This window comes from Salmonella sp. SAL00672 (assembly GCF_046552175.1).
Classification (GTDB): Bacteria; Pseudomonadota; Gammaproteobacteria; order Enterobacterales; family Enterobacteriaceae; genus Salmonella; species Salmonella enterica.
The window spans coordinates 179,357-192,298 of record NZ_JBGDUQ010000005.1; the positions used below are offsets into that span (position 1 = coordinate 179,357).

11 protein-coding genes and 3 tRNA genes are annotated in these 12,942 nt (G+C 54.7%); 12 read left to right on the forward strand and 2 right to left on the reverse strand.

All coding sequences use genetic code 11. The features are described from left to right. Positions 1 to 27: 27 nt before the first annotated feature. A complete protein-coding gene (gene orn / locus ACLJTG_RS14930) occupies positions 28 to 573 on the forward strand; it encodes an oligoribonuclease (RefSeq protein ID WP_001271546.1) in 546 nt (181 codons plus the stop codon). Between the two features lie 61 nt (positions 574 to 634). Here orn and ACLJTG_RS14935 read toward each other — a convergent pair whose 3' ends face one another. Continuing rightward, positions 635 to 1,375, reverse strand: a complete 741-nt coding sequence (locus ACLJTG_RS14935; RefSeq protein WP_000727897.1) for an arginine ABC transporter substrate-binding protein — start codon at positions 1,373 to 1,375, stop codon at positions 635 to 637. Between the two features lie 275 nt (positions 1,376 to 1,650). Here ACLJTG_RS14935 and ACLJTG_RS14940 point away from each other — a divergent pair. The 3 genes from ACLJTG_RS14940 to ACLJTG_RS14950 all read left to right on the forward strand — a co-directional run bounded on the left by ACLJTG_RS14940 (position 1,651) and on the right by ACLJTG_RS14950 (position 2,190). Beyond that, positions 1,651 to 1,726, forward strand: a tRNA-Gly gene (locus ACLJTG_RS14940). 156 nt (positions 1,727 to 1,882) lie between these two features. Continuing rightward, positions 1,883 to 1,958 (forward strand) — tRNA-Gly (locus tag ACLJTG_RS14945). Between the two features lie 156 nt (positions 1,959 to 2,114). Further along, positions 2,115 to 2,190: transfer RNA gene (locus ACLJTG_RS14950), tRNA-Gly, on the forward strand. 269 nt (positions 2,191 to 2,459) lie between these two features. Here ACLJTG_RS14950 and queG read toward each other — a convergent pair. After that, complete coding sequence (gene queG, locus ACLJTG_RS14955) at positions 2,460 to 3,599, reverse strand: tRNA epoxyqueuosine(34) reductase QueG (RefSeq protein WP_001615111.1); 1,140 nt, start codon at positions 3,597 to 3,599, stop codon at positions 2,460 to 2,462. Between queG and nnr the strand changes: the two genes are divergently transcribed. From nnr to hflK, 8 genes are all read left to right on the forward strand, one after another. Then, positions 3,598 to 5,145 (forward strand): bifunctional ADP-dependent NAD(P)H-hydrate dehydratase/NAD(P)H-hydrate epimerase, encoded by a 1,548-nt coding sequence (gene nnr / locus ACLJTG_RS14960; RefSeq protein WP_000968670.1) that lies wholly within the window; start codon positions 3,598 to 3,600, stop codon positions 5,143 to 5,145. The genes queG and nnr overlap by 2 nt on opposite strands. Beyond that, positions 5,117 to 5,578, forward strand: coding sequence for a tRNA (adenosine(37)-N6)-threonylcarbamoyltransferase complex ATPase subunit type 1 TsaE (gene tsaE / locus ACLJTG_RS14965; RefSeq protein WP_000981984.1), 462 nt, complete (start codon positions 5,117 to 5,119; stop codon positions 5,576 to 5,578). Before nnr ends, tsaE begins: the two co-directional genes overlap by 29 nt. A gap of 16 nt (positions 5,579 to 5,594) precedes the next feature. Beyond that, positions 5,595 to 6,914: an N-acetylmuramoyl-L-alanine amidase AmiB gene (gene amiB / locus ACLJTG_RS14970; RefSeq protein ID WP_079951346.1), complete on the forward strand. Its 1,320-nt coding sequence runs from the start codon at positions 5,595 to 5,597 to the stop codon at positions 6,912 to 6,914. 9 nt (positions 6,915 to 6,923) lie between these two features. Beyond that, positions 6,924 to 8,780 (forward strand): DNA mismatch repair endonuclease MutL, encoded by a 1,857-nt coding sequence (gene mutL / locus ACLJTG_RS14975; RefSeq protein ID WP_001748746.1) that lies wholly within the window; start codon positions 6,924 to 6,926, stop codon positions 8,778 to 8,780. Continuing rightward, the gene (miaA, locus tag ACLJTG_RS14980) at positions 8,773 to 9,723 is read left to right on the forward strand and encodes a tRNA (adenosine(37)-N6)-dimethylallyltransferase MiaA (RefSeq protein WP_001000734.1); all 951 of its coding nucleotides are present in this window, start codon (positions 8,773 to 8,775) and stop codon (positions 9,721 to 9,723) included. The genes mutL and miaA overlap by 8 nt, the downstream gene beginning before the upstream one ends. A gap of 82 nt (positions 9,724 to 9,805) precedes the next feature. After that, entirely contained in the window at positions 9,806 to 10,114 is a 309-nt protein-coding gene (gene hfq, locus ACLJTG_RS14985) for an RNA chaperone Hfq (protein ID WP_001051875.1), read from the forward strand. A 71-nt stretch (positions 10,115 to 10,185) separates the two neighbouring features. Beyond that, a complete protein-coding gene (gene hflX / locus ACLJTG_RS14990) occupies positions 10,186 to 11,466 on the forward strand; it encodes a ribosome rescue GTPase HflX (RefSeq protein WP_198898282.1) in 1,281 nt (426 codons plus the stop codon). Positions 11,467 to 11,680: 214 nt separating this feature from the next. Then, on the forward strand, positions 11,681 to 12,940 hold the full coding sequence (hflK, locus tag ACLJTG_RS14995; RefSeq protein ID WP_000312505.1) for an FtsH protease activity modulator HflK: 1,260 nt from the start codon (positions 11,681 to 11,683) through the stop codon (positions 12,938 to 12,940). Positions 12,941 to 12,942 lie beyond the last annotated feature (2 nt).

Consider the following 12,942-nt stretch of genomic DNA (forward strand, 5'->3'; position numbering starts at 1 on the left):
TGTGACCTCTGAAGGGTGGAAAATAGCATGAGTGCCGATGAAAACAACCTGATTTGGATCGATCTGGAGATGACAGGTCTGGACCCCGAGCGCGATCGCATTATTGAGATAGCCACGCTGGTGACGGATGCCAGCCTGAACATTCTGGCGGAAGGGCCGACGATTGCGGTACATCAATCCGATGCGCAACTGGCGTTAATGGATGACTGGAACGTGCGCACCCATACCGGTAGCGGCCTGGTAGATCGCGTTAAGGCAAGTACGATGGGCGAACGAGACGCTGAACTGGCGACGATTGAATTTCTGAAAACGTGGGTGCCTGCGGGTAAGTCGCCGATTTGCGGTAACAGCATCGGTCAGGATCGTCGTTTTCTGTTTAAATATATGCCGGAACTGGAGGCCTACTTCCACTATCGCTATCTGGATGTCAGTACGCTCAAGGAACTGGCGCGCCGCTGGAAGCCGGAGATTCTGGCCGGCTTTACCAAGCAGGGCACGCACCAGGCGATGGATGATATTCGCGAGTCGGTGGCGGAGCTGGCTTACTACCGCGAGCATTTCATTAAGCTGTGAGGCGTAACATGCCGGATGGCAACGCCAGAGCGTCTCATCCGGCAGCTCTCCCGCCACTGAATTACTGCGTAAACCATTTCTCTTGCATTTGCGCATATTCCGGCGACGCTTTCACCTTGTCGAGCGCGGCATTAATTTCTTGCAATAGCGCGTCGTTGCCTTTGCGTACCGCAATGCCTAACCCTTTTCCGTAGTAGTCAGGATCGCTGGCGCGTTCATCCATGATGGCGTAATCCGGATTGTTTTTTAGCCACTTACCAATCGCGGCGACATCGCCAAACACGCCCTCAAGACGGTTGTTTTTCAGATCGGTAAAGGCGTTTAGATAGCTGTCATAGGCGACAGGTGTGATAGCTTGTTGTTTATCCTGCAAATAGCGCTGATGCGTTGTACCGTTTTCCAGACCGACTTTTTTGCCTTTCAGATCGGCAAAAGTGTGATAAGCCCCTTTACGCGTGACGACTACCGCCGATAAACCTTCGTAATAGGGTTGGCTAAAGGAGACCTGCTGCTCACGTTTGGGCGTCATATCCATACCGGCGATCACCGCATCAAACTTTTTGAAGCGTAGGCTGGGGATCAGACTATCAAAGCTCTGGTTAGTAAATGAGCACTCCGCTTGCATCTCTTTGCAGACCGCGTTGGCGACATCAATATCGAAACCAACAATTTTATTATCGGCATCGACAAACTCATAGGGCGCATAGGTGGCGGAGGTGCCAAAATGTAATGTTCTGGCGGAAACGGAAGCGGCGTGAACGGAGAGGCTGGCTAACAGCATGACAATAAGTTTTTTTTTCATCTTGATCCCTGATATCAATTGGATGTTGTGGTCACCGTGCTATTCTTTTTTTGGCGCAGGGTGCTATTCTGATTCTGTGCCTTTAGGCGTGGCGTGAAAAGTTTTTTGTTGCATAGCGCACGCTTTGCTCGTTTTTTGTCTTGTTTGGTGATTTAATCAGCATTCAAACAAAAATCGCGAAAAAATGCGTTCAGGGGCTTGCAGCTAAATGGATTTCTCGTATAATGCGCCTCCCGTAACGACGCAGAAATGCGAATTACGACAGCAACAAATTTGCGGGAATAGCTCAGTTGGTAGAGCACGACCTTGCCAAGGTCGGGGTCGCGAGTTCGAGTCTCGTTTCCCGCTCCAAAATTTGAAAGTACTTGTTAAGTACAGACCACCAATCGCAGGATTTCGAATTGCGACAAGGCGGCAACTGAATGAGTCCTCAGGAGCTTACTGAAGTAAGTGACTGAGGCGAGTGAAGGCAGCCAACGCAGTAGCGGTTCGAAAGACGAAGATTATGCGGGAATAGCTCAGTTGGTAGAGCACGACCTTGCCAAGGTCGGGGTCGCGAGTTCGAGTCTCGTTTCCCGCTCCAAAATTTGAAAGTGCTTGTTAAGCACAGACCACCAATCGCAGGATTTCGAATTGCGACAAGGCGGCAACTGAATGAGTCCTCAGGAGCTTACTGAAGTAAGTGACTCAGGCGAGTGAAGGCAGCCAACGCAGTAGCGGTTCGAAAGACGAAGATTATGCGGGAATAGCTCAGTTGGTAGAGCACGACCTTGCCAAGGTCGGGGTCGCGAGTTCGAGTCTCGTTTCCCGCTCCAATTCTTATCTACAGTAAAATTATCCACAACGAATATCGCGTTGGGGCACGTTTTGTTCCGCTTTCGTCAGATCCTTGTAAACAGACTTATCCACAGGGCGGCCCATTACTCCTGGAATGCAAAAAATTATACCTGACGCGTAGAATTTTTATAATTTACTGAAAAATATAGAAAAAATAAGATTTCAAAACGTTAGCGTTATTGACTATTCCTTTTTTCCCTCTTGAATCGCAATGTGTTTTTATTTTTATACACAGCCTGTGAATAATTCAGGCATCGCGCACCAGCCCTTTTTCAATCACCCTGACCAGGCGCTGTTTTTTCGGTAGCTGCACTTCAATGATGCAGGCGTTGCGCTTTTCAATTTGTTGCGCAATCGCCCATTCGATATGCTCATCAAGAAGTGGATGCTCACCCTTGCGGCTTTCCAGCGCCGTAATGACGGCATTACTCCACGGCGCATTCCCCAGCGCGACGGCAACATTGCGCAGCCAGCGTAAATGACCAATGCGCCGAATCGCAGAACCTTCAGTGACTTTCAGAAACTGCGCTTCGCTCCAGCTAAACAACTCAACCAAATCTGGGTTATGCAGCGCCTTGCGTGGGCTAAAATCTGCTTCGTCGGTCAACTGAGAGTAACGATTCCACGGACAGATAAGCTGGCAGTCATCGCAGCCGTAAATACGGTTACCTATCAGTGGGCGAAATGCTTCCGGAATAGCGCCTTCCAGCTCAATGGTGAGATAAGAAATACAGCGCCGCGCGTCCACCGTATACGGTTCGACAATCGCCCCGGTCGGGCAAATGGTCATACAGGCGACGCATTTGCCGCAACCTTCCTCGACCGGCTGGTCGACCGGCAGCGGTAAATCAATCAGCAGTTCCCCCAGGAAAAAGAATGAGCCCGCCTCCCGATTAAGGATAAGTGAGTGCTTACCTGTCCAGCCAAGTCCGGCTTTTTCCGCTAATGGGCGTTCAAGAATAGGCGCAGAGTCGACAAACGGTCTAAAATTCAGCGAACCGCAGTACTGCTGGATCTGCTCGCCCAGTTTTTTAAGGCGGCTGCGTAATAGCTTGTGATAATCACGCCCCAGCGCATATCGGCTAACGTAGCCCAGCGTGGGATCCTTCAACGTACTGGCAAACGCGGCGTTGGCGGGCAGATAGTTCATGCGCACGCTGATGACACGTAGCGTACCGGGTAAGAGTTCATGAGGCCGGGCGCGCATCATACCGTGGCGCGCCATCCATGCCATCTCGCCGTGGTATTGTTTGTCCAGCCACGCCTGCAGCGCAGGTTCGGATGCGCGCAGATCGGTATCAGTAATACCGACCTGCTGAAAGCCCAGCTCCAGCCCCCACTGCTTAATATTTTGCGCTAACTGATTGAGATCGAGGGGCTTTGACATGATGGACCATAACATGAAGAAAAACCCTGTAAGTATACCACACTCCATTTGGCCCGCCGATGACATCAAACGGCTGGAACGCGATGCGGCGGATGCCTTCGGACTCACACTCTATGAATTGATGCTGCGCGCTGGCGACGCGGCATTTCGGGTAGCCCGTGACAGTTACCCTGACGCCCGACACTGGCTGGTGTTGTGTGGTCATGGCAACAACGGCGGCGATGGTTACGTCGTGGCGCGACTAGCGCAAGCGGCGGGCATTAGCGTAACGTTGCTGGCGCAGGAGAGCGACAAACCGTTGCCTGAAGAAGCGGCGCAGGCGCGCGATGCCTGGCTGAATGCCGGCGGCATTATCCATGCTGCCGATATTATCTGGCCGGAAGCGACGGATCTAATTATCGACGCGCTGCTTGGCACCGGTATAGCCCAGGCGCCGCGCGACCCGGTAGCCGGTCTGATTGAACAGGCGAACGCCCATCCTGCGCCGGTTGTCGCCGTCGATATCCCGTCAGGCCTGCTGGCGCAAACGGGCGCCACGCCTGGCGCGGTGATAAGCGCCGCGCATACGGTCACGTTTATCGCCCTGAAACCAGGCCTGCTGACCGGCAAAGCGCGTGACGTTACCGGCATATTGCATTATGACGCGTTGGGACTGGAAGGCTGGCTGGCGAGCCAGACGCCGCCGCTCCGGCGTTTTGACGCGACGCAGTTGGGGCAATGGCTAACGCCGCGTCGACCGACCTCGCATAAGGGCGATCATGGTCGTCTGGCGATTATTGGAGGCGACCAGGGAACAGCGGGCGCAATTCGGATGGCTGGCGAGGCGGCGCTGCGTACGGGAGCTGGCTTGGTCAGAGTACTGACCCGCGGTGAAAACATCGCGCCGTTGCTGACGGCCCGCCCGGAACTGATGGTACATGAACTCACGCCTCAGTCGCTGGAAGAGAGCCTGACCTGGGCTGACGTTGTGGTGATCGGCCCGGGGCTTGGACAGCAGGAATGGGGCAAAAAAGCCTTACAGAAAGTAGAAAACGTCCGTAAACCTATGCTGTGGGATGCGGATGCGTTGAACCTACTGGCAATCAATCCTGATAAACGTCACAATCGCGTGATTACGCCGCATCCGGGAGAGGCGGCCCGCCTGTTAGGATGTTCTGTGGCAGAAATTGAAAGTGATCGCTTACTTTCAGCACAGCGTCTGGTAAAACGGTATGGAGGCGTGGTCGTGTTAAAAGGCGCAGGAACGATTATCGCCGCTGAACACCACCCTCTGGCTATCATTGACGCTGGTAATGCAGGGATGGCGAGCGGCGGGATGGGCGATGTCCTGTCCGGCATCATCGGCGCATTGCTCGGACAGAAGTTTACCCCGTATGATGCGGCATGTGTGGGATGTGTGGCTCACGGCGCGGCGGCGGACTTACTGGCAGCGCGTTATGGCGCTCGCGGCATGTTGGCGACCGATCTTTTTACTACGCTGCGGCGTATTGTTAACCCTGATGTGATTGACGTAAACCATGATGAATCGAGTAATTCCGCTACCTGACGAACAGGCGACGCTAGACCTGGGGCAACGGGTAGCCAACGCCTGCGATGGCGCGACCGTTATTTATCTGTATGGCGATTTAGGTGCCGGTAAAACGACGTTTAGCCGGGGATTTTTACAGGCGTTAGGCCATAACGGTAATGTAAAAAGCCCCACCTATACGCTGGTAGAGCCTTATGCGCTTGATAACATGATGGTATATCACTTCGACTTATACCGTCTTGCGGACCCGGAGGAGCTGGAGTTTATGGGCATTCGCGATTATTTCGCCAACGACGCCATTTGTCTGGTGGAGTGGCCGCAACAAGGTAAAGGCGTTCTCCCCGACCCGGACGTCGAAATCCATATTGATTACCAGGCGCAGGGGCGTGAGGCTCGCGTAAGCGCGGTATCCTCATCGGGTCATTCGTTACTGGCGCGTTTAGCCGATTAGCTATAAAGGTGGCGGGATGATTTATCGCATCAAAAATGCCGTAATAGCAGCCTTAATCCTGCTGTGCGCGCAGGCGGGCGCCGCCAGTCTCTCTGATATTCAGGTTTCCAACGGCGAGCAGCAGGCGCGCATTACGCTGAGTTTTATCGGCGAGCCGGAATATGCTTACTCACAGGACGGTAAACGTACCGTGGCGCTGGATATCAGGCAGACCGGCGTGATTCAGGGGCTGCCGCTTCAGTTTAGCGGTAACAATCTGGTAAAAACGATCCGTGCTGGAACGCCGAAAGATGCGCAATCTTTACGGTTGCTTGTCGATCTGACGGAAAATGGTAAAACCGAGGCGGTGAAGCGGCAAAACGGCGGCAACTATACGGTCGTTTTCACCATTAATGCCGATGTTCCGCCGCCACCGCCGCCTGTCGTCGCGAAACGGGTTGAAAGCGCGCCTCGCCCGACGGAGCCGGCCCGTAATCCGTTTAAATCTTCTGATGATCGCCTGACCGGCGTAACCAGCAGCAATACCGTTACGCGGCCTGCGGCGCGCGCGTCGGCAGGCGCTGGCGATAAAGTGGTGATTGCTATTGATGCCGGACATGGAGGCCAGGATCCCGGTGCGATAGGCCCGGGCGGTACGCGCGAGAAAAATGTCACCATCGCCATCGCGCGTAAGTTACGCACATTACTGAATAACGATCCGATGTTTAAAGGCGTGCTGACGCGTGACGGCGACTATTTTATTTCGGTGATGGGGCGGTCTGACGTGGCGCGTAAGCAAAACGCCAACTTCCTTGTCTCTATTCATGCGGATGCCGCGCCAAATCGCGACGCCACCGGTGCCTCCGTCTGGGTATTGTCCAATCGTCGCGCGAACAGCGAAATGGCAAACTGGCTTGAGCAGCATGAGAAGCAATCCGAACTGTTAGGCGGCGCTGGCGATGTGCTGGCGAACAGTCAGTCAGACCCTTACCTGAGCCAGGCGGTACTGGATTTGCAATTCGGTCATTCGCAGCGGGTAGGGTATGATGTGGCGACGAACGTACTAAGCCAACTGGACGGCGTGGGGGCGCTGCATAAACGTCGCCCGGAACACGCGAGCCTGGGCGTGCTGCGTTCGCCGGATATCCCGTCCATTTTGGTGGAGACGGGTTTTATCAGTAATCACGGCGAAGAACGATTGCTGGCGAGCGAACGCTATCAGCAGCAGATTGCTGACGCTATATACCGGGGGTTGCGTAAGTACTTTGCAGCGCATCCGATCCAGTCTGCGCCGCAGGGCAGCCCAGGCCAGACGGCCAGTACCAACCAGCCTGGCGCCATAACTGCCGCGAATTAAGGAGATTTCATGCCGATTCAGGTTCTGCCGCCGCAGCTTGCGAACCAAATCGCCGCTGGCGAAGTGGTGGAACGCCCTGCGTCGGTTGTTAAAGAGCTGGTAGAGAATAGTCTGGATGCAGGCGCTACCCGCGTTGATATCGACATCGAGCGTGGCGGCGCGAAGCTTATTCGTATTCGCGACAATGGCTGCGGCATTAAAAAAGAGGAGCTGGCGCTGGCGCTGGCCCGTCATGCCACCAGTAAAATCGCCTCGCTTGACGATCTGGAAGCGATTATCAGTCTGGGATTTCGCGGCGAAGCGCTGGCCAGTATCAGTTCGGTCTCGCGTTTGACGCTAACGTCGCGCACGGCGGAGCAGGCGGAAGCCTGGCAGGCGTATGCGGAAGGGCGCGACATGGACGTGACGGTAAAACCCGCCGCGCACCCGGTCGGCACCACCCTGGAAGTTCTGGATCTCTTTTATAATACGCCCGCCCGGCGCAAATTCATGCGTACCGAAAAAACGGAATTTAATCATATCGATGAGATCATCCGTCGTATTGCATTGGCCCGTTTTGACGTCACGCTTAACCTGTCGCACAACGGCAAATTGGTACGGCAGTATCGCGCTGTCGCAAAGGACGGGCAAAAAGAGCGCCGGTTAGGCGCCATCTGCGGCACGCCGTTTCTCGAACATGCACTGGCGATCGAGTGGCAGCATGGCGATCTGACCCTGCGCGGCTGGGTCGCCGATCCGAATCACACCACCACGGCGTTAACGGAGATCCAGTACTGTTATGTGAATGGCCGCATGATGCGCGACCGCTTGATCAACCATGCCATTCGCCAGGCCTGTGAAGATAAACTGGGCGCGGACCAACAGCCTGCGTTTGTGTTGTATCTGGAGATTGACCCGCATCAGGTGGATGTCAATGTTCATCCCGCCAAGCACGAAGTGCGTTTTCATCAATCCCGGCTGGTGCACGACTTCATCTATCAAGGGGTGCTGAGCGTTCTACAACAGCAGACGGAAACGACGCTGCCGCTGGAGGAGATTGCGCCAGCGCCGCGGCATGTCCCGGAAAACCGTATCGCCGCCGGGCGCAACCATTTTGCTGTACCCGCCGAGCCAACTGCGGCGCGCGAGCCCGCGACACCGCGTTATTCCGGCGGCGCATCGGGCGGCAACGGCGGGCGTCAGTCCGCAGGTGGTTGGCCGCACGCGCAGCCAGGTTATCAGAAGCAGCAGGGCGAGGTTTATCGCGCGCTTTTACAGACGCCGGCGACGAGCCCCGCGCCGGAGCCGGTTGCGCCTGCGCTTGACGGACATAGCCAGAGTTTCGGTCGCGTACTGACGATAGTCGGCGGTGACTGCGCGTTGCTGGAACACGCGGGGACTATCCAGCTCTTGTCGCTGCCGGTTGCGGAGCGTTGGCTGCGTCAGGCGCAGCTTACACCGGGTCAAAGTCCGGTTTGCGCGCAGCCGTTGCTGATTCCGCTGCGTTTAAAAGTGAGCGCCGATGAAAAAGCCGCGCTGCAAAAAGCCCAATCTTTGTTGGGAGAATTGGGTATTGAATTTCAGTCAGATGCGCAGCATGTGACCATTCGGGCGGTGCCTTTACCCTTACGACAACAAAATTTACAAATCTTGATTCCTGAACTGATAGGCTACCTGGCGCAGCAGACCACATTTGCAACGGTCAATATTGCACAATGGATAGCGCGTAATGTGCAGAGCGAACATCCGCAGTGGTCGATGGCGCAGGCCATATCGCTGCTGGCGGATGTTGAGCGGCTATGTCCGCAGCTGGTAAAAGCGCCGCCGGGTGGCCTGTTACAACCTGTTGATTTACATTCGGCGATGAACGCCCTGAAGCATGAATGATGTAAGCAAGGCGAGCCTGCCTAAGGCGATATTTTTGATGGGGCCGACGGCCTCCGGCAAAACGGCGCTGGCGATAGAACTGCGTAAAGTTTTGCCAGTAGAGTTGATAAGCGTTGATTCCGCCCTCATTTATCGGGGAATGGATATTGGCACGGCTAAGCCGAATGCCGATGAGCTGAAAGCGGCGCCGCATCGACTGCTGGATATACGCGACCCGTCGCAGGCGTATTCGGCGGCGGATTTTCGCCGCGACGCGTTAGCGCAAATGGCGGAGATCACCGCTGCGGGGCGTATCCCGCTGTTAGTGGGCGGTACCATGCTGTATTTTAAGGCATTGCTGGAAGGGTTATCGCCGCTGCCTTCAGCAGATCCGGAAGTCAGATCCCGGATAGAGCAGCAAGCAGCGGAGCTTGGATGGGAGGCGTTGCATCAGCAACTTCAGGAGATAGATCCGGTTGCCGCCGCGCGAATTCATCCAAATGATCCGCAAAGACTTTCCCGGGCACTGGAAGTTTTTTTCATTTCGGGTAAAACTTTAACGGAGCTAACGCAAACGTCAGGAGACGCGCTACCGTACCAGGTGCATCAGTTCGCTATCGCCCCGGCGAGCCGTGAACTGCTCCATCAGCGCATTGAACTGCGTTTTCATCAGATGTTGGCTTCAGGTTTTGAAGCAGAAGTCCGGGCGCTTTTTGCCCGAGGAGATTTGCATACGGACTTGCCTTCCATCCGTTGTGTGGGATACCGCCAGATGTGGTCATACATTGAGGGCGAAATCTCATATGATGAAATGGTTTATAGAGGTGTTTGCGCCACGAGACAGTTGGCGAAGCGCCAGATGACCTGGTTGCGCGGTTGGGAAGGGGTGCGCTGGCTTGACAGTGAGAATCCCGATCGGGCGCGAAAAGAAGTATTACAGGTTGTTGGTGCTATCGCAGACTGAATGTGTACAATTGAGACGTATCGTGCGCAATTTTTCAGAATCGAAAGGTTCAAAGTACAAATAAGCATATAAGGAAAAGAGAATGGCTAAGGGGCAATCTTTACAAGACCCGTTCCTGAACGCATTGCGTCGGGAACGTGTTCCAGTTTCTATTTATTTGGTGAATGGTATTAAGCTGCAAGGTCAAATCGAGTCCTTTGATCAGTTCGTGATCCTGTTGAAAAACACGGTCAGCCAGATGGTTTATAAGCACGCGATTTCTACTGTTGTCCCGTCTCGCCCGGTTTCCCATCACAGCAACAATGCCGGTGGCGGCGCCAGCAATAACTACCATCACGGTAGCAACGCGCAGGGTTCTACTGCGCAACAGGACAGCGAAGAGACTGAATAAGTTCACGCGCTGTTTATCCATGTCGGGGGCGTCGGATAATCGCCCCCGCTGGTTATTAAGAGGGTTTACGCTTGTTTGACCGTTATGATGCCGGTGAGCAGGCGGTACTGGTACACATCTATTTTTCGCAAGACAAAGATATGGAAGACCTCCAGGAGTTTGAATCTCTGGTCTCTTCCGCCGGTGTCGAAGCAATGCAGGTGATTACCGGTAGCCGTAAAGCACCGCACCCGAAGTACTTTGTAGGTGAAGGTAAGGCAGTTGAAATTGCGGAAGCCGTGAAAGCGACTGGCGCAGCGGTCGTATTGTTTGATCATGCATTGAGTCCAGCCCAGGAGCGAAACCTGGAGCGTTTGTGCGAGTGCCGGGTTATCGATCGCACCGGTCTTATCTTAGATATTTTTGCCCAACGTGCGCGTACCCATGAAGGTAAGTTGCAGGTTGAGCTGGCACAGCTACGCCATCTGGCTACGCGTCTGGTGCGTGGCTGGACCCACCTTGAACGTCAGAAAGGCGGGATTGGTTTGCGCGGTCCGGGTGAAACCCAGCTCGAAACCGACCGTCGTTTACTGCGTAATCGCATTGTGCAGATTCAGTCGCGCCTGGAGAAAGTTGAGAAGCAACGTGAGCAGGGGCGGCAGTCGCGCATCAAGGCCGACGTTCCGACGGTATCGCTGGTGGGCTATACCAACGCCGGAAAATCCACCCTTTTTAATCAGATCACTGAAGCGCGGGTCTATGCGGCAGATCAGCTATTTGCGACGCTGGACCCCACGTTACGTCGTATTGATGTAGCGGATGTCGGTGAAACCGTTCTGGCGGATACGGTAGGCTTTATCCGCCATTTACCGCACGACCTGGTGGCTGCCTTTAAAGCTACCCTGCAGGAGACGCGTCAGGCGACGCTGCTGCTGCATGTGGTCGATGCGGCGGATGTTCGTGTGCAGGAAAACATCGAGGCGGTAAACACCGTTCTTGAAGAGATTGACGCTCACGAAATCCCCACCTTAATGGTGATGAACAAAATCGATATGCTGGACGACTTTGAACCGCGTATCGACAGAGATGAAGAGAATAAACCCATCCGCGTTTGGCTTTCAGCGCAAAGCGGCGTGGGAATACCACAGCTTTTTCAGGCTTTGACGGAGCGTCTTTCCGGCGAGGTGGCGCAGCATACGCTGCGTTTGCCGCCGCAGGAAGGGCGTCTGAGAAGCCGGTTTTATCAGCTTCAGGCAATAGAAAAAGAGTGGATGGAGGAAGACGGTAGCGTCAGTCTGCAGGTACGAATGCCGATTGTCGACTGGCGTCGCCTCTGTAAACAAGAACCGGAGTTGATCGAATACGTGATCTAGACGCGAAGTCATTCAGGTCGTATTGAAGCGGTAGCTGAGAGAATTTCAGGAGCTCACAACGAAGTGACCTGGGGTAAAAAAGCCGCCACTCAAGACGCAGCCTGAAAGATGATGTCTGTAACGGCGGTTCGTCTGAAGCATGGAGTAATTTCGCCTTATCCTCTGAGGTCGAAAGACAACGGGGATCACCGCATAACAAATATGGAGCACAAACATGGCGTGGAATCAGCCCGGTAATAACGGACAGGACCGCGACCCGTGGGGAAGCAGCAAACCTGGCAGCAACTCTGGGGGAAATGGAAACAAAGGTGGCCGCGATCAGGGACCTCCCGATCTGGATGATATCTTCCGTAAGCTGAGTAAAAAACTCGGTGGTTTTGGGGGCGGTAAAGGCACCGGTTCCGGCGGCGGTAGCTCATCGCAAGGCCCGCGTCCGCAACTGGGAGGCCGTATTGTCGCCATCGCGGCGGCGGCAGTAGTCATTATCTGGGCGGCCAGCGGTTTTTATACCATTAAAGAAGCCGAGCGCGGCGTTGTGACGCGTTTTGGTAAATTCAGCCATCTGGTAGAGCCAGGTCTGAACTGGAAGCCGACATTTATTGACGACGTTACGCCGGTGAACGTCGAAGCGGTGCGCGAACTGGCGGCGTCAGGCGTGATGCTGACGTCTGATGAAAACGTCGTGCGCGTTGAAATGAACGTGCAATACCGCGTCACCGATCCGCAGAAATATCTGTTTAGCGTGACCAGCCCGGACGATAGCCTGCGTCAGGCCACCGACAGCGCGCTGCGTGGCGTCATTGGTAAATACACGATGGATCGCATCCTGACCGAAGGTCGTACCGTTATTCGTAGCGATACCCAACGCGAGCTGGAAGAGACTATCAAACCGTACAACATGGGGATTACCCTGCTGGACGTGAACTTCCAGGCTGCGCGCCCGCCGGAAGAGGTGAAAGCCGCCTTTGACGACGCGATTGCCGCACGTGAAAACGAGCAGCAGTACATTCGTGAAGCGGAAGCGTATACCAACGAAGTTCAGCCGCGCGCCAACGGTCAGGCGCAGCGTATTCTGGAAGAGGCACGCGCCTATAAAACCCAGACTATCCTGGAAGCGCAGGGTGAAGTCGCCCGGTTTGCGAAGATTTTGCCGGAATATAAAGCCGCGCCGCAGATTACACGCGAGCGTCTGTATATTGAAACGATGGAAAAAGTGCTGAGCCATACCCGTAAAGTACTGGTTAACGACAAGAGCGGTAATTTAATGGTGCTGCCGTTAGATCAGATGCTGAAAGGCGGGAATGCGCCGGCGGCAAAGAGCGACAATAGCGCCAGCAACCTGCTGCGCCTGCCGCCGTCCACAAAGTCTAACGCCAGCGGAGCAAGCAACACGTCGTCCTCAAATCAGGGCGATATTATGGACCAACGCCGCGCGAATGCGCAGCGTAACGACTACCAGCGTCAGGGGGAATAACG

Bases quoted from the DNA above. Each gene is read 5' to 3' on its own strand.
- queG (WP_001615111.1), bottom strand. From the start codon at position 3,599: ATGTCAAAGCCCCTCGATCTCAATCAGTTAGCGCAAAATATTAAGCAG.
- orn (WP_001271546.1), top strand. From the start codon at position 28: ATGAGTGCCGATGAAAACAACCTGATTTGGATCGATCTGGAGATGACA.
- ACLJTG_RS14935 (WP_000727897.1), bottom strand. From the start codon at position 1,375: ATGAAAAAAAAACTTATTGTCATGCTGTTAGCCAGCCTCTCCGTTCAC.
- mutL (WP_001748746.1), top strand. From the start codon at position 6,924: ATGCCGATTCAGGTTCTGCCGCCGCAGCTTGCGAACCAAATCGCCGCT.
- miaA (WP_001000734.1), top strand. From the start codon at position 8,773: ATGAATGATGTAAGCAAGGCGAGCCTGCCTAAGGCGATATTTTTGATG.
- amiB (WP_079951346.1), top strand. From the start codon at position 5,595: ATGATTTATCGCATCAAAAATGCCGTAATAGCAGCCTTAATCCTGCTG.
- nnr (WP_000968670.1), top strand. From the start codon at position 3,598: ATGATGGACCATAACATGAAGAAAAACCCTGTAAGTATACCACACTCC.
- hfq (WP_001051875.1), top strand. From the start codon at position 9,806: ATGGCTAAGGGGCAATCTTTACAAGACCCGTTCCTGAACGCATTGCGT.
- tsaE (WP_000981984.1), top strand. From the start codon at position 5,117: ATGATGAATCGAGTAATTCCGCTACCTGACGAACAGGCGACGCTAGAC.
- hflK (WP_000312505.1), top strand. From the start codon at position 11,681: ATGGCGTGGAATCAGCCCGGTAATAACGGACAGGACCGCGACCCGTGG.